Here is a 23428-nt window from a genome sequence, read left to right as displayed (position 1 = left end):
CTTTATTATTACTTACTGCCGACCTTTCGGCTCTTTTGGCATTCCTAAAGCCCGCTCGGCAATGATATTGCGCTGAATTTCATTGGTGCCGCCGTAGATCGTGTCAGAACGGGTAAACAGATACATGGATTGCAAGCGGGTCAGTTCATAAGGGCCGCTTTCCAACAGTTCTGAATCCGGCCCTAGCACATCCATCGCCAGCTTGCCCAGATCAGCGTGCCAGCTGGCCCAGTACAGTTTGTAAATCATTGCTTCGCGCTGCAACGAACCATCTTCCGAACCCGACAACATTCGCAGGGAGTTGTAGCGCATTATTTTCAACCCCATCCAGGCATCAGCAATGCGTTGTCGAATGGCAGGGTTCTGCGCAGCACCGTTTTCTTTGGCTATACGAACAATTCCTTCTAATTCATTACGGAACTGCATTTGCTGACCAAGGGTAGAAACGCCCCTCTCAAAGCCCAGCAGTGCCATGGCAATTTTCCAGCCTTCTCCGGGCTGACCGACAATATTGTCTGCATCGGTCACAGCGTTATCAAAAAAGACTTCGTTAAACTCGGTGGTAGCGGTCAGCTGCTCAATGGGACGCACTTCAATACCTGACTGATCCATGGGTACCAGCAAGAAAGACAAACCTTTATGCCCTACACTGCCCGGCTGAGTACGTGCAATAACAAAACACCAATCCGATTCATGAGCCAGTGACGTCCATACTTTCTGGCCATTAATCACCCACTGGTCACCGGCATCGTTCAGAGCCGCTTTGGTTTTGACATTGGCAAGGTCGGAACCGGCACCGGGTTCTGAATACCCCTGACACCAGTATTCAGTACCCGCGACAATGCCCGGCAGAAACTTCTGCTTCTGCGCCTCTGTACCAAAGGCAATAATGGTTGGCCCCGCCAGCCCTTCACCAATATGACTCATATGGCCGGGACCACCTGCGCGGGCATACTCTTCGTTAAAGATCACCTGCTGGTTGATTGATAAACCTCTGCCGCCGTATTGTTCAGGCCAGCCAACACAGGTCCAGCCAGCCTTTGCCATATGCTGTTCCCAGAGCTTGCGTTCCTGTGGAAAACTGTGCTCATCACCGGGACCACCGCGAAACCGGAGTGCTTCAAATTCTCCCGTCAGGTTAGTCTTCAGCCAACCGGCCACTTCTTTGCGGAACTGCTCATCTTCCGGGCTGAAACTGATCTTCATGACAACGTCTCCTGCTCCATCCCTGAATCTGCAAAAATAACCTGCGCGATGGCTTCCCTGTGGTAAGCACTGTCACCAAGGAAGGTTTCTGTAGATTTTGCCCGTTTGAAATAAAGATGAGGATCGTATTCCCAGGTAAAACCGACACCCCCATGAAGCTGGATAGATTCTGCCGCGCAGTGAAAAAAAGCATCCGAGCAGTAAGCTTTTGCCAGAGAAGCTGCTTCGGGTAATTCGCAAGCAATCACATTGTTGCCTGACTCATTACAAAACAGTGCTTCCTGGGCAACGCAGGCTGCGTAATACACGGCGGATCGGGCACATTCAACCTGTACCATCATATCGGCAGCACGATGTTTTATGGCCTGAAAGCTGGCAATAGTACGCCCGAACTGAACCCGTTCTTTAGTGTAGTCAACGGTCATATCCAGCGACTGTCGTGCACCACCGCACTGTTCTGCTGCCACGCCGATGGCAGCCAGTTGCAGAATAGTTTTCAGCTTTTCACCCGATTGTCCTTCTGTGCCTAGCAATGCCGACCGGTCAACATAGACATTATCAAGGGTTATTTCCGCCTGACGCCGGGTCTGGTCCATAGCGGGCGTCCAGCGACGTTTAACGCCTTCCGTGTCGGCAGGCACTGCAAACAGGCTGATACCCTGATCATTGAGTGAACCTTCATCCCGGCAGGCAATAATCAACAAACCGGCAGTGTGCCCATCCGGCACATACTTCAGTCTACCCGATAGTACAAAGCCATCGCCTTCTGCCGTCGCCAGACACTGAACACTGTCCAAGCCCCAATGGTTTGCAGACGTATACGCCAGTGTTGCTGTCAGATTACCCTCTGCGATAGAGGGAAGCCATTGCTGTTTCTGGGCATCACTGCCCGCCACCAGCAAGCTGTTCACTCCCAGACATACCGTTGAGTAAAAGGGTGAACACAGTAAATTGCGCCCCATTTCTTCCAGCAGGATAGTCAGCTCAACATAACCCAGACCAAGGCCACCAAAGGTTTCCGGAATGGTTAATGCCGGCCAGACCATTTCAGTGCTGATGCGTGTCCACAACTGTGGGTCATAACCTGATTCTGTCTCCATCGCAGCACGAACGGCTGCGGATGAAGAATGATCCTGCAGAAAACTTTCCGCCGAGTCGCGGATCATCTCCTGCTCTTCAGTAAAGGCAAACTCCATGACAGCGTCTCTTATTATGATTTTGCAGTAATGGCGACACTGTGACGGAATTATGAGAGAGGTTAATCGTTAAAATGGACGATTTCAGGGTGACCGGTGCGATCACCTTTGGGGCGAACGAAAATGACATTGTAATAATTAACCGTGGAAAGCCAGTTCACCAGGCCTCCCACTGCGTATGCGGCGTACTCAGCGGGTTGATAATATTGATCGTTAAACCCCATATACATCAGCGCCTGCAACCGGGCAATACTCCATTTTTTCAGCCTGTCATAATCCTGCATCAGGACCTGTCTGTCGTCAGGGTTATAGCCAACAATATTCAAATAATGCCATTGCAATGCTCCGGTCGCCACCAGCGGAATAACACCATGACGTTTGTCCAGATGTAAGACAACCTGCTGCCACAAAGCATCGAAATCATCGGTACCAAAATAGTCAAACTCCAGCCCACTCATGCCATTACCCGCTTTCGCGTAAGCCGTCATGTACTGAGCCAGCCATTGAGGAGGCGCACCGGTTTTCAGCTTCAGACCGGACAAAAAGCCCTGCAATTTTTGGGGAATATTCAGCATCCAGAGCGGATAGTAAGCAACAGTTAGACCATAAGAATTAAAGGGCATGACGTGATCATACTGATGGTCATGATAAACGCCCAACCCCTTTGGTAAGCCCAGCGCAAAACGGGTGTACTGGATGCCGCTGTTAAACGGCTTTTTGCCTGTCACCAGAGCCACCGCGCGTGTAATAGCATCAGGCCCGCAGGACCAACCTGCAAGATCATTATATTGCCTAATTGTAAGGTGAGGAACGGACCACCCGGACAGGCTCAACCGCTCGTCATCAAACCGCCGCCATTGCTCACTGGTAATCTGCTCACTGGTAGTCTGCTCACTGGCAATATGCTCACTGGTAGTCTGCTCACTGGTAATCTGCTCATGCCAAAGAACTTTATACTCTGTATCATCAATGCCCTGGCTGCGGGTAAATTGCGGAACCGGAGGTTCCACCTGGGTCATACTGGCCAGAGAAAGAAAAAAGAGCAGTTCTTTTGCAAACCAGGAAGCCATTGTTCACCTTATAGTTGCCCTGTGCCCTGTATAGTTGCCCTGTAGTTACCTTGGCAACCTCTATCCTGCAGCAGAATCAGATTCAGGATTAAATCACGGTAGCAACCATATAAAACACACAAACCAGTTGCCCAAAGTAAAGCAGAGAGCGCAGGGTTGTCCAGCTACAGCAGGTAGCAGACAATGTAGACTATTCCCAGTAAAACATGGATAAGCGCTGCCAACTCGATAGCAGCAAGACTGCCGCCGGCCATAAAGACCACAAAAAACCGCGCCCATAAAGATAATCAGCAATTCCTAACTGTTCTGCTGCGCCGCATAAATTCTGTGACCATACTCATCCAGCTTTTGCATTTGTAACCGGTGGTGATGGTTATCATAACCACCCAGTGTTTTCGCCCGATAATAGCCACCCTACCAGGACGTCATGGTGGGCAGTACCAGCATAATTAACAAACAGATTAAAGTGATGCTCATAACGTTTCCCTTTTTCTTTTTTGGTAAATGCCAGCTATAAAAGACTATGTTGATACGCTGGCTGATAAAACTGTCTGTTTTCGAAGTTTGTTATTTAAATGCCAACAGTGAGGCTTCAATGTCACATTTCAAAGAAACTATGCTCTTAAAGCAACTCTGCATGATAGCAGTCCTGCCGGCTCTGATTTTGATTACTGCAAATGCTAAGGCCGGTTCAATCACAGAGCTGGAACATGAGCCTGACTTCCTCTTGCTCATCAAAAATGACTATTTGGCAGTGAATATGATTTGCCTTGGTATCCTCATTACAGCTCAATGGCTCATCACTCCAAGAGAGTGCATCACAATAAAAAATGCTCAAGTTGAAGTGATTAATAATGGAAACCCCAATTCAATACCGGTCAGTGTTGCAACCACTGTAGATACAGCCGATCAGGATAACAGTTTTGCTCTGCTGAAGCTTCAATACCCACCTGAGGGGAAAAAACCGGTAAGCCTCGCCAACAAGACACCCATAGATAAGATTATTCCAGAGTCTGACTGGAGTTGTGTTTTCCTTAGCCGCAATAGTCAGACAAATGAAATTCACTATCATTCAAGAAAAGTCAAACTAAAACATGAGTCCCATAATAGCTACCAATTCACGGTTACTCCCTCCACGAAAAGACTTTCTTTGAGCCAACCTTTATTACCAATTAAAGGCAGTGCATTATTTGACGAACAGGGAAATTTACTGGGTTTAACGTTCACAAACGATGGAATGGCATGGTCTTTCATTGAAAAGTATGACTTCACATCCACTGGGTACTATCGCAAATTAATTGACCAGACGATGGAAAGGCCATTCAGTGCTCTGCCGTAGACTGGGAAAACTGTTCGCAATACTACTCGCGAATTGCTCTACAGACTCCCGAAAACGAGTAATACCAATGCCGCTTTCTAAATATGACCATGAGCAAGTCATTATGGGTCACGGGACAATACCCTGAAGGGCATAAAGGCGGAACGAGGAATAATAGCGAGCTATTGCGAGGAGTTCCAACGCAGCTCCCGTGATTCAGAATGGCTGCGCAATTCATGTTTAGAAGGTGGAATTGGTATAAGCCAGTGCCTGCAACCTGATCAAACATCAAACACAGTTCGTACTTTATCGGAAAACGCAAGATCAAATAATAGTCTAAAATCCAGTGTCTAAGAGGTCAGAAGGAACAGCATGTTAGTAGTCAAATCGTTCTGGCAATCATGTGCCCGGATCAAAATCACTACCCCTATAAGTGAAAAAACATACAGATCAGCACAACTAGCGATTGATTATTTGGTTCAGCCTGAAAGAATAGGCGGATTTTTTTCGTCGAGGTGAAGCTGTTGATTTCTAAAGAATTATTCCTAAAAGCATTGGGTAATAACAAAGCCGTTCGCGCACAGGATATGGAGCTGCTGACCGCCTGGTTTGCTCTTCCTGAACGTGCCGCCACTGCAGAACAGGTGGTTGAGGTGACAGGAGCCAAGCGCGCTTCACTGATCATCAACAACCTGGGGAAACGCATTGCCGGTTTTCTGGAAGTCGAGCCTGAAGGCAGCGCTGCCTCCGTCATCGCACTGGAAGGTTCTGTAGGTGAAGAGCCTGCATGGGTTCTGCGCGAAGAAATGGCTGCAGCCCTGATTGAATCCGGTTCAGTTGCGACGACAGAAGAAACCCCTGTTCAGGAAACCCCTGTTCAGGAAACGACTGTTCACGAAGCAAGCGTTCAGAAAAACACTGTTGAAGTTGAAGTGGTTGTTGAGAAAGCTGCAACGCCTGAAACAGCAGAGCCGAACCATGAAGACGCCGAGCCCGGCTCCCTGAAAGCCGTTCTGATTGAATACGATCAGACAGTGGTACGTGCAGCCTATCCTCAGACACCCGCTGCCAACCGACTGCTCAGCCCGGAAATGATCGATGCCCTGATCAGCAATCTGCCAGCCAGCAAACGCGTTTACCAGAGAGTGATTTCTGCCGAACTGCGCAAAAAAGTCAGCACCCAGGAATCAAACCGCTTCCTGCAACCTGTTCTGAAGCTGCTGCAGGCAAACGCCTGATTAAGCCCCTAACGCCTCCTTGAACCGCCGCCGAAGGAGGCTGTCGCAAAAGCAATGAAATTGCAGGATTAACTCTCAACCGTCATCTCCGCGAAGGCGGAGATTCACTGTTAGTGGTAGGTTCCCATCTGCGCGGGAACGACGGCAAAGAATCAAGTAATGCAAAATGTCCTTTTGCGACAGCCTCGAACGTGATCGGGTGGAAAGGTGAAGCCCCGGAACGAACTGGGAGTATCTGCTAACCGTTGGAGTTAGTTACATGAATACCAGTTTTCAGGTTTATCCCATGTAATAGTTTGTTGAAATCCTGATGGCCGTATATTTGAGCTTCCACGTAAAGTTGCACTGACAACACTGACTTTTATTTTACTATTTTCAATTCTTTCAACAAAACCCGCATACACAATTCCACTTTCCAGTTTGCACACTTTTGTACCAACACCACTTGCAACAATTAACTGTCCTTGCTGATTTTTTCTTTTTGCTTCATCCTGAACTTTCTTTTGAACGTTTTTATATTTTTGATTGTCTATTTCTTTTTTCTCTGAAGCTGTTACATATTTCAGGCTGTTTTTTGTCCAGTTATTCCATTTTGACAATTCGTTGCTTCCTTCGCTTGTTACAGCAATAATCGCTGTCATTTGACCTGCAGAACAATCTGAATTACGAATATTTTTATCAATTAAACTACCATTTCCCACTTGAGCATTGAATATTGCTTGACCTAACAAGGGATCATGACACCATTTTCCATCATATATGCCACCACTTTTTGAACAGTATTGTGTAATTAGTGCCTGTCCGAAAACCCACAAACACTTGAAAACAGCAGCCTGTAGCCCCATATAGTACTCGAAGATTTTCCAAAACAGGCTGTTTCCACATTTATGCGCCAAACCATCAACCCACAAATGCAGTTGGGCGAAGTTGATATCTCCGCCATCACGTTTAATCCCAAGTCCAGAGACGACATTCCCCGCCTGCTCCGGGGGCTGCAACATATCTGGATAACACCTGATCTGCGACACAGGGTTTTTCAGGTGCTTGAGAACATAATTCCTGCCAGTCGGCACAATGGTCGTCCTGGTATGGACCTCTGGAACATTCTGGTCTTTGGCACTCTGCGCCTTGTCACTAATTGTGACTACGACCGCCTGCAAGAGTTGGCTAATGAACATGGGACATTACGGAAAATGCTCGGGCATGGTCCCTATTGTACCCACACCTACCACATACAAACATTACAGGACAACATCAGCCTCTTCACACCGGAGATACTGGATCAGATTAACCAGGTCACGGTGGATGCAGGTCACCAGCTGGTTAAAAAAAAGATGAGCCGCTACATGGCCGTACCGATTCGTTCGTAGTCAAAACCGATGTCCATTTCCCCACGGATATCAGCCTTCTGAGCGACGCTTGCCGTAAGAGTATTGAGTTTGCGTCAGCTCTTGCCAATCAGTACCAGCTTCCGGGCTGGCGTCAGCGCAAATACCTCAAAGATCAGCATCGCAAGCGCTACAACAAGGCTCGAAACCTGAAGCATTCCAGTGCGACCTGTGAACTGAAACAGCAGCAGCGGCAGCACGATATTGAGATGGCTCATCTCGAGTACATAAAGTACAGCCTTTCAATTGTCCGCAGAGCTGAAACGACCTTGTCCTTGCTGGTGAAAAAGCAACCGGATGAGCCAAGGCTGGAAAACCTCAAATATCACATAGCCCACAGTCGTCACCAGATAAACCTGATTTACCGACGGGTGATAGAACATGAGCAGATTCCCCATAATGAGAAGGTGTTCTCAATCTTTGAGCCTCATACAGAATGGATCAGCAAAGGCAAAGCCGGAACTCCGGTTGAACTGGGGTTACGGGTCTGCGTGTTGCAGGATCAGTTCGGTTTTACTTTGCATCATCAGGTCATGCAAAAACAAACAGACGACCAGGTTACAGTACCTATGGCTGAGGCTGCCAAAAAGCGGTTCCCGACATTAAGCCAGGTGAGCTACGACAAAGGCTTCTGGAGTCCGGGCAATCTTGAAAAGCTGGAAGTTCTTCTGGAGCATTCAGTTCTTCCCAAGAAAGGCAGGCTGTCAGCCAATGACAAAAAACGGGAATGCCACCCGGAATTTATCCGGGCAAGAAGGAAGCACTCAGCCGTTGAATCCGATATCAACGCACTGGAAGCGAATGGTCTCGACAAATGCCCGGATAAAGGGATAGAAGGCTTTGAGCGGTATGTCGCACTGGCTGTTGTCGCCAGCAACCTGAAGCGGTTGGGTAAAATTCTGCTGACCAGAGATCGTCAGTAGCCTTTCAGTCAGGCTCCCGTCAGTTTACTTTTGATCATGCCAAGCATGAGAGATTACTGTGCTCGTAGATAGTCGAATCAGGTTGTATTTTGAGCAGCGCAGTACAAAAAACATCCTTTGTTCGTCTGGTAACTGAAATCCAGCCGTTATCAACTTCTGTCGGCCAGGAACGACTGCCATTTTTCAGAGGTTTTCTGACAGGCACTAATTAGATCCTTGGCTTGCTGCTTCGCGCTACTACCTTTAGCACAATACCATCTTTGATAAGCATCGAAACCATTTGCTTTAGTCAAACTTGGGTTGAGCCCAGATGGATCATATAAATCATACGGACTGAATCCTAGCTGGGTTTCCTTTTTTAGTTCATCTAAGGCATGAGTAATATTTTTATTTTCAGACGTAATATTTGGTGACTTAGCAGCACAGCCTGAAAGTATTAAAGCAACAATAAAGAGGAGGCTTATTTTTTCATTTTTACCTTCATTGGATGGATGTTTTTGAGCCTAGCAACAGATTATACAGCTTCAAAAAAGACACGTGAAATCAGAATCGATCAGGTACCGTACACTTTCTGCGCGGGCACCGATTCGTTCACCAGCTCATCAACAACGGTGCCCAGTTCAGACGGCTCCCAACGCGCGCCCTTGTCTTTTTGCGGGCCTGTTCGCCATCCATCGGCAATGGACAATTTGCCGCCTTCTACTTCAAACATCTTGCCAGAAACATGTTGTGAGGATTCTGCCCCTAACCACACGACAACCGGTGCCACATTCTCCGGCGCGAAATGATCAAAACCGTCTTCAGGCTTTTTCATAACGTCTGCAAACACTTCTTCCGTCATACCTGTACGTGCCGCCGGTGCCAGGGCATTGGCCGTAATGCCATAGCGCCCAAGCTCAGCGGCCTGATTCAGGGTCAGTGATGCAATGGCCCCTTTCGCTGCTGCATAGTTTGACTGCCCAAGCGACCCCTGCAAGCCGGCACCGGAACTGGTGTTGATGATGCGGGCTCTGACATCTTTGCCACCCTTGGACTGCTCCCGCCAGTACTTCACTGCATGACTGCTGATGCAGAAATGCCCTTTAAGGTGTACCGCAACCACTGCATCCCAGTCTGCTTCAGACAGGCTGGCAAACATGCGATCCCGACAAATACCGGCATTGTTGACAACGACATGCAAGTCGCCATAGGTATCAACCGCCTGCTTTACAATCTGGGCTGACTCTTCATAGTCGGTAATATCGTGATTGTTCGCGACAGCTTCACCGCCAGCAGCCTTAATGGATGAAACCACCTCTTCAGCCGCTTTCAGGTTGATGTCGTTTACAACCACACGGGCACCTTCCGCTGCGAATGCCTGTGCATACGCTTTCCCGAGACCGCCACCCGCACCTGTAATAACGACGACCCTGTTTTCACAAATTGCCATGACTTACCTTTTATTCTTCTTTCAATCCAGTCGTTCAATAATGGTCACATTGGCCTGACCACCACCTTCACACATGGTCTGTAAACCAAACCGCCCACCGGTACGCTCCAGCTCGTGCAACAATGTGGTCATCAGTTTGGTACCCGTTGCTCCAAGGGGATGACCAAGGGCAATAGCACCACCGTTAACGTTGGTTTGCTCGTGGGGATAACCGGTTTCTTTCAGCCATGCCATCGCCACAGAAGCAAAAGCTTCATTAATTTCGACCCGGTCAATCTGATCCAGAGTCATACCGGCTTTTTTCAGAGCATACTCTGTGGCGGGAATCGGTGCAGTCAACATCCAGATGGGATCAGCCGCCCTGACACTCATGTGATGAATTCGGGCTCTGGGCTTAAGATTGTATTTTTCCAAAGCCTGTTCTGAAACCACTAACACGGCAGAAGCGCCATCACTGGTCTGGCTGGAAACACCGGCTGTTATCTTGTCACAACCAAACAGGAAGTCGAGTTCTGCCATTTTTTCCAACGACGTTTGTCGTGGGGTTTCATCCATCTCAACCCCTTCGAGTGGCACGATCTCCTGATTAAAACGACCTTCCCGAATAGCCTGCAAGGCACGACGATGGGACTCCAGAGAGTAAGCCTCCAGTTCTTCACGGCTTAATTCCCAGTGATCTGCAATCATCTGGGCCGCCTTGAACTGAGTAGGTGCTACTTCTCCATAGCGTTCTACCCACCCTTTGGAACCGGTATACGGATCAGAAAAACCCATCGGTTCGGCAGCTGTCATAGCCGATGAAATAGGAATCTGTGTCATGGTCTGGACACCACCAGCCACCACGACATCCATGGTGCCACTCATGACGGCCTGAGCGGCAAAGTGAACTGCCTGCTGCGATGAACCGCACTGACGATCAATGGTGGTACCCGGCACCGCTTCCGACAATCCGGCTGCCAGCCAGCAGGTGCGGGCAATATCGCCCGCCAGCGGGCCGATCGTATCGACACAGCCAAAAATAACATCGTCGTATTCATCATCAGGAATGCCATTTCGCCCGACAATGGCCTTCAGTACATGGGCTCCCAAATCCGCACCATGCACATGACTAAGCCCACCTTTGCGCCGTCCGGTGGGAGAGCGCAATGCGTCAACAATATACGCTTCAGCCATACTTTAATCTCCTTAATCACACAGCCGACGTGAAGGTGTAACCGGCACCGGCCTGAACATCGCCAGATAACAGTTCTTCCCTGATCCGCAGCTTGTGGTAGCCACGACTGCCATAGCTGCTATCCAGCGCCTAGGCCCGCTTCATAAAAATCTGTAAATCCACTTCCCAGGTGTATCCCATGGCACCATGAACCTGAATACCATTTTTTGCTGCCAGTAAAGCCGCTTCGGATGTCACCAGTTTTGCATGGGACACCTGCCGTGCGGCATCCGGCAACTGATGGGCAACAGCATAGGCCGCCCGATACAGTACCGGTTTGGCAAACTCGATCTTAACGGCTACATTCGCCATATGGTGCTTCACCGCCTGAAAAGAACCCACAGGTTTTCCAAACTGCTTTCGTTCAAAGGTGTAGTCCACAGAGATATCAATAACTCGTCGTGCAATACCCTGTTGTTGAGCAGCCACTGCCAGAGCACCCCGATTCAGCGCATCCGCCCACAATTGCTCAGCCTGTTCTCCGGTCGCAATGCAGTTTTCTGCTGTTGCCCGCCACTGCACACTGAACAGTTTGCGACTGGGGTCAACGGATTCATTCTCGGTCAGTTCGACTTCGTTAGTCGGCACGGCATAAAGACTCCCGGACTCTTCCAGAAGCAGAAGGTCTGCAATATGAGCATCAGCGACCAATGGATTGGTCGAATGCTGGATCGCTACTCTTGCTTCCCCGCTGGCAATCAGCGGCAGCCATTGTTCCTTAAAATGATGAGCCTCATCGCCCAGTGATGCGATTAACGGCACCACCACCATAACGGTTTCAACCAGAGGTTCAGGCAGAGCCGCATAGCCGCATTCTTCAGCAATCAGCAGAAAGTCCGGTTCATTCATGCCGAGCCCACCGAAATTTTCAGGTACGGTCACCGCCGTTAACCCTAACTCGGCCAACTGATTCCATAATGGCTGAGACCGACCGGACCGGGTTGTCCACTGCTCCCTGATATGTTCGGGAGTCACTTCATTGGTCAGAAAACTCTGAACACTGTCGTGGAACATCAGCTGGTCTTCATTGAAGGTAAAATCCATGACTGACCCTCCTTATGCTCTGGGCATGCCCAGCATACGCTCGGCAATGATGTTGCGTTGAATTTCATTAGTACCGGCATAAATAGGGCCAGCCTGAGAAAACAGAAAACCATCCAGCCAGCTGCCAACAGCACCTGCATCCGGTGCATGTGACCAGAGTTCAGCCCTGGCACCCAGAATACTCAGCGCGGTTTCGTGCATGGTCTGATCCAGTTCTGACCAGAAAATTTTGTTTGTAGACGACTCCGGCCCAATTTTATCTCCCTGCATAAGCCGGGAAGCGGTCATGTAGGTACTCAGGGTGTAGGCTTCCGCATCCATATAGGCTCTTGTCACCGCTTCACCGATGGCCGGGTCAAGATCAGCCTGTTCTCTGTTTTCCTGATAGAGTTCCAGCAGCCTGCGAGCGGTTTCCTGAAAACGGGCGGGAGAACGCAACATAAGGCCACGCTCAAATCCGGCAGTAGACATGGCAACATGCCAGCCCATACCTTCACCACCCAGCACGTTTTCAACCGGTACTTTGACATCATCAAAGAAAATTTCGGCAAAACCCGGTAATCCATCGAGCTGTTCAATGGGACGAACACTGACACCTTCGGCATCCAGTGGCACCAGAATAAACGTCAGACCTTTATGCCGGGATGATTCAGGGTCGGTTCGGAAAATACCAAACACCCAGTCTGCCCAAACCGCACGGGTAGACCAGGTTTTCTGGCCGTTAATCACATAGTGGTCGCCAACCCGTTCCGCTTTTGAGCGAATCGCGGCCATATCAGAGCCGGCATCCGGCTCTGACCAGCCCTGCGCCCAGACTTCTTCACCGGTTGCCATCATTGGCAGAAAACGCGCCTTCTGTTCTTCTGTGCCAAACTCCATCAGGGTTGGCCCCAACAGAAAAATACCATTCTGGTTCACTCTCAGCGGCGCACCGGAGCGGTAATATTCTTCTTCAAAAATCAACCACTCAATCAGGTTGCAACCACGCCCGCCCAGTTCTTCCGGCCAGGTCACCATACCCCAGCGTCCCTGATTCAGTTTGGCTTCCCATGCGCGGTGCTGGCGAAAACCTTCCTCGGTATCAAACGATTTTAACGGCTCTTTCGGAACATTCTCTGTCAGCCAGCTGCGTACCTCCTCCCTGAAGGCTTTTTGACTGGCGGTGTAATTCAAATCCATAACAACGGTCCTTTATAATTATTCTTCTTTCAACCCTTGAATGAAGCATCACGCTTTTCAACAAACGAGTCTCTGGCTTCCTGAGAGTCAGGTGACGTATAAGCCTCCAGCGTAAAACCCTGTTCCCAGCGGTATTTGTCTTCAAGATTGCCGTCTTCTATTCCGGTGAGGGCTTCTTTTGCAAGCTGAATCATTTTCGGGCTTTTCGCTGCAATCTTACCCGCCATGATCCAGGCGGTTTCCCGCAGTTGTTCCAGAGGCACCACTCGCTCAACAGCTCCCAGGCGATAAGCTTCCTGTGCATCAATCATCTCGCCGGTAAAGTACATGTAGCGAACCTTCTGTACCGGTAACATCCGCTGCAGATGTGCCCCGCCACCCATGGCACCACGATCCACTTCCGGCACACCAAAGCGTGCACATTCGGAAGCAATGATGATGTCAGCAGCACCGGAAATACCAATACCACCGCCCAGTACAAACCCGTGCACGGCAACAATCACCGGTTTCGGATTCTGATGAATGGCCTTGAAAGTATCGTAATTGCCCTTGTTGACCTTGGTGATCAGGCTGCCATCCTGCGCCAGTTCCTTGATATCCACTCCGGCACAAAAGCCGCGCCCGTCTGCCGAAATGATGATGACCCGAACACGGCTATCCTGTCCAAGCTCTTCTATACGACGGGCAATAGACAACCAGCCTTCACTGTCAAATGCATTCACCGGTGGGTGATCAAAGACCAGCTCGGCAATGCCATTTTCAATGGTGACTTTATAGGGCGTACTCATTGTTATTCTTTTCCCGGTACTTTTTTAACTATCTAATTAGCGAACTAGTTAGCGATCTGGTTAACTAACTATTTTTAAACCACCGACAAGACGGCAGCTGTTTTATTTTTATGCAAACGCTGTAACTGTGACAGACATTCTTCAGCTTCACTGACAATACTGGTAATTAATGCTTCACAGGTAGGCAGATTATCAATAGCCCCTGCGATCTGTCCGGCAGGAAGAGCACCTTCTGCCGGATTGCCATCGACCATAGCCTTCTGAATAACCATGGGGGCATTGGCGGACATAATCGCCTGAGCCGCAGTCAGGCCATCATTACGACGCATCTTCAACGCAGAGGTAATCAGATCTGTAATGCTGGCACCGGTGTATTTGCGGTAAGCCAACCCATTACGGAATGCCATCAGCAGCCGTTTCCAGTCACCGGCGTTTTCCAACTTGCCCAAAAACTCATTGGTGATCATGCGCTGGGGCATACCATCAATGGCTTTACTGACAATAATTTTGGCAGGGTTAGTGACTTCAACATAGCGACTCAAGGTCTGAACTGGCACCGGACTGCTCTTGGTCATCAGAAACCGGGTGCCCATGGCAATGCCTTCGGCACCATAGGCCAGTGCGGCCACCAGCCCGCGTCCGTCCTTGAATCCTCCGGCACCGACTACAGGCACGTCTAAAGCATCGACCACCTGCGGCAATAGAATCGATGTCGGTACCGAACCGGTATGCCCACCTCCCTCACCGCCTTGAACCACGACAGCATCAGCTCCCATTTCCACAGCTTTGATGGCGTGTTTCAATGCACCAACGGTAGGAATACATACTACACCCGCCGTTTTTAACTGCTGGATCATGGCCTTACCCGGCGAACGACTGTAACTGACGGCTTTCACACCATGACGGATGACCAGCTCGATAATGGCCCGGGCATTCGACTGATACATATGGAAATTCACCCCAAAAGGCCGGTCAGTCAGCGCTTTGGTGTCCAAAATGGCCTGTTCCATTTCCTGAGGAGGAATGGTGGCACCTGCCAGAAAGCCAAAGCCTCCGGCATTACAGGTGGCAGCCACCAGTTTGGAATCGGCTACCCAGCCCATCGCCGTCTGGATAATCGGATAGTCACACCCCAGCAGGTCGGTCAGTCGTGTTGACAATGACATCAGGACTGCACCTCTTCAGTGGTTTTATCTTTGCCTTTTTCCTGATCCCGCTGGGACTGTGCCATTTTTTTGCCATCAAAACCGGACAGCCGGTCACCCGACACCAGTTCATTATGAGAGTGAGCAAAATGATGGTAACCAAACGCCATGTCCATGGTCGTGCGTTTACCCATCAGGTCTTCTGCTGAATTAATCACCTGTTTGGTCAGCTGCAGCCCAAGGCGTGGCATTTTGGCTATGCGACTGGCGACCGCGAGAGTTTCTTCTTCGAGAGTATCCCGTGTGACTACTTTGTTCAGCATGCCCATCTGGTAAGCACGTTCGGCTGGCATGCGTTCGCCCAGAAACAGAAACTCTTTGGCAATTCTTGGATTAAGTTCATGAACGTGAGCAAAGTACTCAACACCGGGAATACCCATGCGAACGACAGGGTCAGAATAAAAGGAATCATCCGTGGCAATGATCAGGTCGCACACCCACGCCAGCATCAGACCACCGGCCACACAGGCACCCTGCACCATGGCAATGGTTGGTTTAGGGATATCACGCCAGCGACGACACATACCCAGATACACTTCCTGCTCACGGGTATAGAGAAACTCGCCACCGGGTTTATTCACATGGTCATACCACAGACTGGCACGATCAAAGGTTTTATCGACGTCACGGCCCGGAGTACCAATATCATGCCCTGCCGAGAAGTGTTTACCGGCACCGGCCAGAACAATGACTTTGACACTGTCATCATCACTGGCGCGTTTAAAGGCGGCATCCAGTGCGTACGTCATTTGGGAATTCTGGGCATTGTTGTATTCAGGACGGTTCATGGTGACAATGGCGATGTCATCCCGTACTTCATAGAGAACCACGTCCTGATTATTATTATTCGTCTCTGTCATGGGTGGGGTTCCCCTTGTGCATCCTGTTTCCCTGAAATGGCAGGTGTCGTTTTGTTTGTACACCTGCCCGGAGCGGTCATCGTCTGCCCGGAGGGTTATCTTTCAGCTGACGGGCACGCAGGTTATGAGGGTCAAGCTGCTGAATGATGTTTAGCTGTTCTTCTGTCGGTGCAGCGGTTTCTGCAATCTGTTCCGGAATAAATACGTCAAACCCTGTATTTTCCTGAACGTCCTTAACACTGACACCCGGATGCAGGCTGACCAGCCTTAACTGGTGATCCGGCCCCTGCCAGTCCATGATGCACAAATCAGTAACAACAAAACGAATATCCACATCATTCAGGCTATAACCTTTCGGCAATCGTGCCGGGTTGTAACCAATGGACGCCACCATGTCGCATTCACCACCAACAAACACTCGTTTGTTATGACTGGGCACAAAAAAACTGTTGGCATGACTGATGGAGTTGCCGGGAAAGCCTCGCACGCCCAGCATTTGCACCTTGGGTTGTTCATAAGAGCCTCCCAGCGTGGAAATATTCGCCTGACCGTATTGGTCTATCTGGGTCGGTCCCACCATGGCATGACGCTTGCGACTCCAGACATTGTCAAAAATGCGCGAAAAGCCCATCCAGGTTTCATTCTTTTGTACAAAATCGTCGGGGCGATTACCCACAGGATTGGGTTCACTCAGCACGAACGCTTCCGAGTCCGTCATCATCAGGTCAGGATTAAAGGTTTTCATGGCCAGACTGGCCGCCAGTCTTGGAATCAGGCCAATCCCTGTCGCCAGTACTTCACCATCGTGACGAAATGCTTCTGCACCCGCGCAGATCATCAATTCTGCCAGTGAAAATTCTTTAGCCGGTGTACTCATATCACTTCTCCTTAATAAACCGGCATGGGCAGACTGCGAATGGCTTCAAGCCCACCGACCTTTTGCTGATATTCTTCTTCAGTCGTATTGCTGATGTACTTGTCAAAGTAAACGGCAAAGCCACCCTCTTTCGCGCTGGCGTTGTACTCCTTGAAATGGGCGACATCGAAGCCATACAGTGGGGTACAGGAAGATGGATGAGCACCACCGGGCATCAGACTGACTCCCGTTGTCATGGAGCGTTCCCAAAAGACATAGCGGGATTGTTCAGGGTCAGCGAAATAGTCACTGTCCACCAGCTCATCACAGGTCACAAAGGTTTTCTCTGCGGCTCTGGCAAACCAGTCATCCATATAATGATCAGCGCCCTTGATCTGGCAGACCCCGCGCTCATCAGCACGATCAACATGCAGCAGGGAAACATCCAGTTTCAGGGCAGGCATGGCCACCCATTCTTTCTCATCATAAGGGCTGCCGATGACTTTCAGGTCAGAATTTACCTTAATCACATCGGTGCCCAGTCCAATCTGCGTCGGAATGAAAGGGCAGCCCCAGGCCGCAGCTCTCAGACCCAGCAACATCATGCCTTCGTCGATCTCCATCACTTCAATCTCACCCTTCTGGCGAGCCTGACGGAAATATGGTTCAAGCGGAATGAAATCCAGAGAGACAAAGGCAAATACGACTTTTTTCACTTTGCCAGCAGCACACAGCATGCCGACATCGGCTCCGCCATAGGCGACGATCGTCAGATCTTTAAGATCGGAGCGAAGAATTTCTCTTACCAGTGCCATAGGCTTGCGTCTGGGTCCCCAGCCGCCGATACCAATGGTCATTCCATCACGCAGTTCGCCAACCATATCGGCGGTGGTCATGCGCTTATCCATGACAGCTACTCCTTAATCCTGCTTGAAGCCGATGCTGAAATCGTGACCCCAGTGACTGGTTGCCATGGTTTCAAAAGCAGTATGGTTATCCCAGTCCATAATCAGACCTTCACTGCCGTATTCCATATCAAAGCCGGATGGCGTCTTCATATAAAACGACACCATATCGTCGTTGATATGCCTGCCTAAGGTGGCTGACAGTTTGACGCCATGAGCCTGTTGCCGGTCCAGTGCCCGTCCAACCTCATCCACATCGTCTACTTCCAGCATCATATGGATACAGCCGGACTCACTGGGCATTTCGAAAATCGCCAGGGAATGATGACGGGCATTATTGCAATGCAGGAAGTGCAGCCGCTTATTAGGCTCGGCAGGATCAGGGGTGAAACGGACATTCATCAGATCGGACAGGTCAAAACCCATGACATTGGTATAAAACTCACGACAACGGTCAAACGCTGTGGCAGGCAGCACCACATGTCCCAGCCCCAGTTCTCCGGTCACAAAACCTTTAACACCAACAGGAGAAACAAAGCGGGAATAGTCGCTGACCGGCCCCCAGAACAGTTCGTGCCGGTTACCTTCCGGGTCTTTAAAGGTTACCAGAGCCTGCACCTTACGCGCCTGAACATCGACCTCAGAACCATGGGCAATATCAACATCTGCGGCTTCCAGTTCGGCCACTGCCTGATCGAAGGCTTTCTGGTCGGCCACTTCCCAACCACTGGCTCCAAAACCATTCTGATCAGACTTTATGACCGCAATGCGGTAGCTGCGCTCATCCAGTTTCAGTAGTAGCAGGTCATCGGTGGATTCAGGAGCAACCATCATCCCAAGCACCTGGGTACCGTACTCTCGCCACTGCTCCAGATCGGTCGAAAACGCAGTGACGTAACCCAGACCTCGAATATCCATTTACCTGCCCTCTTATTATTTTTATGACGAATCCGGCCAGCCGGATTCGACGTATGTTTTTAGCTATTGCAGTGGATTAAACCGGACAAACACAAGGGGTATCATCGTCCAATAAGACTAACGATATTGCGGCAGGAGTTGCTTGAATAAGCGAATTACCCAAGCCAGAAATTGAGGCAATTCCAAAAAGAGCCAAACTTCATATTCAAATCCGTGATGAACTCCATGTCAGGGTTATAATGAATTGCCAACACTCCGGCAATCATAATTCCGACCATCACTACCGGAATCACTGTTTTGATGATCCATTCATTATGCACTGAACCATCACTTGAACCTCCGGTTACTGAGGTCTGAGAGTACACTGTGCCTGAATAGGGCGTAACGGAATGAAGACCACTCGTTGACTCACTTCGAGCCGCAGCTTCGTCTCTTTTTACACGAACATGCCCGCTGAATGTATCACTGTTCTGTTTTTCAAGACTGTATGTCAGCTGTAACTCTGCATTGCTTTTTGACGGGCTGACTTTAACGGATAAACTATCAAACAACGGCTGATTAAGACTATTAATGACATAGGTTGTTGAACCGTCCGGACTTTCACTATGGCTGACCGAGTACTGAACATTGTTCAAGCCCATTGTTGAGCTGGAATACTGGATACTCACAGGCACTGAAGGTAGTTTTTCAGTTGGTTTAAGGGGTGTGCTGCCTAATTAATGTACTGGAGGAAGGTTGTGTGTGACAGGGAATCCGTAACGGCTCATTTTTGACCAAAATGCATTCCAGGATCCGGATGTGCAAACCAGTGCCCTTAACGTCAGCAACATCGATGCTCCCTGCTCCTTCCAGCGCATTCCTGAACGGCACATTCTCTGTTTCACCAATGTTTTACAGCCTGCTTCAGTCACTCCCGAACCTATCGGCAAGTTCTGCTCTCTCGCTTGCGGATAAATCATCTGATGCCAATGATTTTTGAAATACGTTCTGGCACTGATTAACTTTTCCAGAGACGCAGTACGGTTGTTGCCTGGCTTTGCACTATCAAGCTCTTCCTGAAGTCTTTTGGCTGCACCCTTTTCATGTTTCAAGTCGTGTAGTTTCTGCTTCAACCATGCATGCCTCTCCTGTGATGCTTTTTTGCCGGGATAAAGAGCCTCAGCAGCCCCGGCAACATATTCAGAGACATGGTAAAAGTCCAGCACCTGCACGGTTGTAAAGGGCTCTAAAAAAGTCCAGTTATCCGCTGCTCCGTCAGCAATTCCCACATAAACTGCATCAGGATATCGCGCTTTAACCTTGTTGATTTCTCTTGAAAATCTGCTTTTAAAGGTTCCCTTGCCGTATTCTGGTGCCTCTGCACAATAGATGGTATGGAGCCGCTCCCCTTCGTCATCATAAAGGCTTATCGTGCCACACATGGCTTCACGATAGCCTTCGTAATAAAGAAGGTTGGCTCCATCAAGGCCGATGCCTATTGTTTTTACTGCCTTAGGCAAATCGGGTATGTCGTATGCCCATTTTTCTTCTTTTGCCTGAGCGATGCTTGCTACGACATCAGCCAGATCTCTAAGCGTCGAACGACTACTCTTGCGGCCATGGTTTTGTAGTAAGTCTTCTTCTACCTGGGGAGCAGCCATTTGTGCATATTTCCAACTGACGAGCCGGGCAAAAGCAGGAGTCGAGTTGACAATGATTCGCGCATTCTGATCCAGGGGACAAAAGGTTTCACCACCCTGACTGCTTTGATATACATAGCGTGCCAACTTAACGGAACCCCATGAAGTTTCATACACTTTGGGTTCTTTTTTGTGCTTGCTGCTCATGGTAATCCCGCCTACTTTTATAGGCGAACCATCGGTGTCCATGGCTTCAAGCTGTTTTTCTACCCCAAGCACGCCTGCTTCGTTGAGGCTACCCTGAAGAGCAGTCTCAAAGTCAAGCATTGAGTCACCATGCTGGATGGTAATCAGGATCTGCGTTTCGTTGTTTTCTGAAGAGATAACTTGAGCGGGCATATGGTGAAGGCTGTAAGATTTTCAATATCTTAAAATAGACAGAAAATGTTGTTTCTTCCTACATTAATTACCGCTTACACCCGGTTTAAGAGCTTTCGCATCTGGCATCTGATCATAAAACGCTATGCTACTGAACCTGACAGCATCAGCATTATCCGGTTCAATGGGTTGGGCTGCTCCAAGAGGAATAACACCCTGCAAGCAGAACAAGAGAAATAAATGTCTGCCAATAAAAACAGTAAAGAGCTTACAAGCCCATCCTTTAGCCATATCACAACCAATTCCTGTGCTAATTCAAGCTGCCCGGGAGAATAGGATTTATTTTCGACTTAAGAACTGTAGCAAACATTCACTGGTGCACAGCAATCACTCAGTATCAAAGAGATCAGAGGCTTGTGATTAGTGGCAGATTGCTTGCCCAACCTGCCACATTTCCGTTATTTGAAGGAGGAAAGCACAACAAACTTGGCATTCGAAGCCACCAGTCTGCAGTTACCAAACAGCTTTTTCATCAGGCCGTGATAGCCCAGATGACGGTTGCCAATGACTCGAAACTCACCGCCCGATTTCAAAACCTGTTTAGCATCTCTGAACATACGCTGGGCAATCTGGTCACCCACGGTGTTTTGCTGATGGAACGGTGGGTTACACAAAATACAATCCGCACTGCTTGATGCAAAACCCTTCAGTGCGTCGTTCACTTTAAAGCTTGCCTGCGTTTCATTCATTCCGTTCGCCTGCCAGCTGGCGCGGGCAGACGCAACCGCCATATGAGACTCGTCAACAAAAGTAATATGCGCAGGGTTTTGCATGGCAGTCGCTATTCCAATAATGCCATTGCCACAACCCATATCAATAATGTGACCATCGACGTCGGTTGGCAGGTGTTCTATAAAAAATCGCGCACCAATATCAAGGCTGTCTCTGGAAAACGTATTGGCATGATTAATCAATCTGATGCCGTTATGAGGTTTACGAGCGTTATCGACCTGCCATTGCCTTGGGTATTTTGACTCCGGTACTGTTCGTTGCAGGTCGGCATCTGCGATCAACAAGCGTGATTTCTTTTTCGCTCTGGACAGACTGGCTGGTCCAATGATGTGCTCCAGTTGTTCCAGTGCCGAATGAGGCAGGTGTTTTACCATGGCACCCACCACTACTTTACTGCCTTCATGAAGAAAGGGCTTTATTCTGATCAACTGTTCGCGGAACCATGACTGGTTTTTCGGTAGTTTCATCAAAACAATGTCCCACTTTTCCTGACCAGACTTACCTTCCGGGTGACTGGTTGAAGGAATGACGGAAACAGAAGAAACAGGAAGGTTATTCAATTCGGCATTGTGAGCCAGAGCCAGCTCCGCAATATGCGAGTCGGTATAGAGGGCGGGCTGATATTGGTGGAGGTTCAGACAGAGCGCACCGAAGTTGTCATTACATACCAGAATATTCGGGTGGCTATTAGTGTGACTATTCTGGTCACGATTCAGATCGCTATTCTGATCACTATCCGGATTCTGTGTCACAAATTCCGTTTGAAAATAGTCAAGCAGATATTCATCGGCAGCATCCCAGGCCTGAAGGGTTTCCCTTTTACGCAAGGGGATTCGTTGCAGGCTGAGAGTATGGAAAGGGGATTCGAAACGGGGATCAATGACAGACATGTTCTGGACACGTAAAAGGTCAAGTCTACCATATCTGTCATTCCCGGCCTTCAGTCGATTATGAATACAGCTGAAGAACAAGCTCGTCTGATGTAATCAATAAGCTTACATGGATTTTGTAAAAGTACGGGTAATCACATCGCGCTGCTGTTCCGGCGTCAGAGAGTTAAAGCGCACAGCATAGCCCGAAACCCGAATGGTCAGTGACGGGTATTTTTCAGGGTTATCCACAGCATCCTGCAACATTTCTGATGACAGCACATTAACATTCAGGTGTTGTCCACCTTCTCTCAACGATGGCTGCTCCAACGCCACCTCACGGTATTCAATGTTACCCAGACGATCAAGCTCTACCTGCTCATCCCTCGCATAAACATTATCACGGCTGCACAAGCAGCGAGCAGCGTTATCAGCTTCATCAATCAGCCAGAATGAATGCAGCAGAGCCTCATTATCTGCCGCAGTAATCTGAACTCCTTTTACAACACTCATCGCCTACTCCCGATACTTATAGGTATTCATTGCTACAAAACCAGTGAGCACGACTATAACAAAGTCAATTTTAACTTAAAACTAAAAATTCATATAAAATGAATGTATTATAGCTATACTAATCAACGAGTTATAAATTCATATATTTACAAAGAAGAACATCTCTTCTCTGCACGGCAAAGGAGTAAAACATGCAATGCCACCGTATCAATGAGCTGTTGGAACTGCTGAAAGACGAATGGATGAACAGCCAGAACGACAGTCTGATGACCTTTCTCGGAAAAATGGCAGAAGAAGCCGGACACAAAGGCGACCTCTCTACAATGAGCGACGATATGCTGATCTATCATCTGAAAATGCGCAGCCGTGATCAGGATGAAATGATTCCCGGTATTGCCAAAGATTGTGTTGATGACTTCAAGTCCGCCATTTTAAAGGCTCGGGGTATTCAGTAGAAAAGAATTTAACGACACCTTCTGACAGTCACTGCTATTTTATAAACGTTCAGCGAGCTCTTTCGA

The 23428-nt window shown here is 49.0% G+C and carries 23 protein-coding genes; 4 read left to right on the top strand and 19 right to left on the bottom strand.

Annotated elements, in window-relative coordinates:
* Nucleotides 1-12: 12 nt before the first annotated feature.
* The 3 genes from EZMO1_RS06640 to EZMO1_RS06630 form a co-directional block, all read right to left on the bottom strand.
* Nucleotides 13-1206, bottom strand: coding sequence for an acyl-CoA dehydrogenase family protein (locus EZMO1_RS06640; RefSeq protein ID WP_034874579.1), 1194 nt, complete (start codon nt 1204-1206; stop codon nt 13-15).
* Entirely contained in the window at nt 1203-2402 is a 1200-nt protein-coding gene (locus EZMO1_RS06635; RefSeq protein ID WP_034874581.1) for an acyl-CoA dehydrogenase family protein, read from the bottom strand. Before EZMO1_RS06635 ends, EZMO1_RS06640 begins: the two co-directional genes overlap by 4 nt.
* 62 nt (nt 2403-2464) lie before the next feature.
* Complete coding sequence (locus EZMO1_RS06630) at nt 2465-3472, bottom strand: hypothetical protein (protein ID WP_034874583.1); 1008 nt, start codon at nt 3470-3472, stop codon at nt 2465-2467.
* 523 nt (nt 3473-3995) lie between these two features.
* Here EZMO1_RS06630 and EZMO1_RS06625 point away from each other — a divergent pair.
* Nucleotides 3996-4811, top strand: a complete 816-nt coding sequence (locus tag EZMO1_RS06625; RefSeq protein WP_145912505.1) for a hypothetical protein — start codon at nt 3996-3998, stop codon at nt 4809-4811.
* 503 nt (nt 4812-5314) lie between these two features.
* Nucleotides 5315-6028: a hypothetical protein gene (locus EZMO1_RS06620; RefSeq protein WP_145912504.1), complete on the top strand. Its 714-nt coding sequence runs from the start codon at nt 5315-5317 to the stop codon at nt 6026-6028.
* Nucleotides 6029-6279: 251 nt separating this feature from the next.
* Here EZMO1_RS06620 and EZMO1_RS06615 read toward each other — a convergent pair whose 3' ends face one another.
* The gene (locus EZMO1_RS06615) at nt 6280-6843 is read right to left on the bottom strand and encodes a hypothetical protein (RefSeq protein ID WP_222842205.1); all 564 of its coding nucleotides are present in this window, start codon (nt 6841-6843) and stop codon (nt 6280-6282) included.
* A gap of 72 nt (nt 6844-6915) precedes the next feature.
* Here EZMO1_RS06615 and EZMO1_RS25340 point away from each other — a divergent pair.
* Nucleotides 6916-8339 (top strand): ISNCY family transposase gene (locus EZMO1_RS25340; RefSeq protein ID WP_244886696.1). Its coding sequence is split into 2 segments (ribosomal slippage): nt 6916-7360 and nt 7360-8339, totalling 1425 coding nucleotides; the frame shifts between segments, so codons are not numbered across the junction.
* A 553-nt stretch (nt 8340-8892) separates the two neighbouring features.
* On the opposite strand, the gene EZMO1_RS06600 is transcribed toward EZMO1_RS25340, so the two are convergent.
* The 15 genes from EZMO1_RS06600 to grcA form a co-directional block, all read right to left on the bottom strand.
* The gene (locus tag EZMO1_RS06600) at nt 8893-9768 is read right to left on the bottom strand and encodes an SDR family oxidoreductase (protein WP_034874595.1); all 876 of its coding nucleotides are present in this window, start codon (nt 9766-9768) and stop codon (nt 8893-8895) included.
* A 21-nt stretch (nt 9769-9789) separates the two neighbouring features.
* Nucleotides 9790-10941: an acetyl-CoA C-acetyltransferase gene (locus tag EZMO1_RS06595; protein WP_034874597.1), complete on the bottom strand. Its 1152-nt coding sequence runs from the start codon at nt 10939-10941 to the stop codon at nt 9790-9792.
* 130 nt (nt 10942-11071) lie between these two features.
* Nucleotides 11072-12025, bottom strand: a complete 954-nt coding sequence (locus EZMO1_RS06590) for an acyl-CoA dehydrogenase family protein (RefSeq protein ID WP_169740815.1) — start codon at nt 12023-12025, stop codon at nt 11072-11074.
* Nucleotides 12026-12037: 12 nt separating this feature from the next.
* Nucleotides 12038-13204 (bottom strand): acyl-CoA dehydrogenase, encoded by a 1167-nt coding sequence (locus EZMO1_RS06585; RefSeq protein ID WP_034874599.1) that lies wholly within the window; start codon nt 13202-13204, stop codon nt 12038-12040.
* A gap of 29 nt (nt 13205-13233) precedes the next feature.
* Nucleotides 13234-13992 carry an enoyl-CoA hydratase family protein gene (locus tag EZMO1_RS06580; protein WP_034874601.1) on the bottom strand — a complete coding sequence of 253 codons (759 nt, stop codon included), beginning with the start codon at nt 13990-13992 and terminating at the stop codon, nt 13234-13236.
* Nucleotides 13993-14066: 74 nt separating this feature from the next.
* On the bottom strand, nt 14067-15158 hold the full coding sequence (locus EZMO1_RS06575; RefSeq protein WP_051789735.1) for an NAD(P)H-dependent flavin oxidoreductase: 1092 nt from the start codon (nt 15156-15158) through the stop codon (nt 14067-14069).
* On the bottom strand, nt 15158-16057 hold the full coding sequence (locus tag EZMO1_RS06570) for an enoyl-CoA hydratase (protein WP_034874603.1): 900 nt from the start codon (nt 16055-16057) through the stop codon (nt 15158-15160). Before EZMO1_RS06570 ends, EZMO1_RS06575 begins: the two co-directional genes overlap by 1 nt.
* A 76-nt stretch (nt 16058-16133) precedes the next feature.
* Nucleotides 16134-16934: a CoA-transferase subunit beta gene (locus EZMO1_RS06565; RefSeq protein ID WP_034874606.1), complete on the bottom strand. Its 801-nt coding sequence runs from the start codon at nt 16932-16934 to the stop codon at nt 16134-16136.
* Nucleotides 16935-16945: 11 nt separating this feature from the next.
* Complete coding sequence (locus tag EZMO1_RS06560; protein ID WP_034874608.1) at nt 16946-17821, bottom strand: CoA transferase subunit A; 876 nt, start codon at nt 17819-17821, stop codon at nt 16946-16948.
* 12 nt (nt 17822-17833) lie between these two features.
* Nucleotides 17834-18736 (bottom strand): VOC family protein, encoded by a 903-nt coding sequence (locus EZMO1_RS06555; protein ID WP_034874610.1) that lies wholly within the window; start codon nt 18734-18736, stop codon nt 17834-17836.
* Nucleotides 18737-18891: 155 nt separating this feature from the next.
* Nucleotides 18892-19410, bottom strand: coding sequence for a hypothetical protein (locus EZMO1_RS06550; RefSeq protein WP_222842204.1), 519 nt, complete (start codon nt 19408-19410; stop codon nt 18892-18894).
* Nucleotides 19411-19452: 42 nt separating this feature from the next.
* Nucleotides 19453-20754, bottom strand: coding sequence for an ISKra4 family transposase (locus EZMO1_RS06545; RefSeq protein WP_034874099.1), 1302 nt, complete (start codon nt 20752-20754; stop codon nt 19453-19455).
* A 63-nt stretch (nt 20755-20817) separates the two neighbouring features.
* On the bottom strand, nt 20818-21024 hold the full coding sequence (locus EZMO1_RS06540; protein WP_034874614.1) for a hypothetical protein: 207 nt from the start codon (nt 21022-21024) through the stop codon (nt 20818-20820).
* Between the two features lie 167 nt (nt 21025-21191).
* A complete protein-coding gene (locus EZMO1_RS06535) occupies nt 21192-22415 on the bottom strand; it encodes a methyltransferase (RefSeq protein ID WP_034874616.1) in 1224 nt (407 codons plus the stop codon).
* Nucleotides 22416-22520: 105 nt separating this feature from the next.
* Nucleotides 22521-22907 carry an autonomous glycyl radical cofactor GrcA gene (gene grcA / locus EZMO1_RS06530; RefSeq protein WP_034874618.1) on the bottom strand — a complete coding sequence of 129 codons (387 nt, stop codon included), beginning with the start codon at nt 22905-22907 and terminating at the stop codon, nt 22521-22523.
* Nucleotides 22908-23098: 191 nt separating this feature from the next.
* Between grcA and EZMO1_RS06525 the strand changes: the two genes are divergently transcribed.
* Nucleotides 23099-23362, top strand: coding sequence for a YihD family protein (locus EZMO1_RS06525; RefSeq protein WP_034874620.1), 264 nt, complete (start codon nt 23099-23101; stop codon nt 23360-23362).
* Nucleotides 23363-23428: the final 66 nt, after the last annotated feature.

The sequence above is a fragment of the Endozoicomonas montiporae CL-33 genome, from assembly GCF_001583435.1.
Classification (GTDB): Bacteria; Pseudomonadota; Gammaproteobacteria; order Pseudomonadales; family Endozoicomonadaceae; genus Endozoicomonas_A; species Endozoicomonas_A montiporae.
Note: the sequence above shows the minus strand (reverse complement) of the source record. Positions and strands in the feature narration are given on the sequence as shown.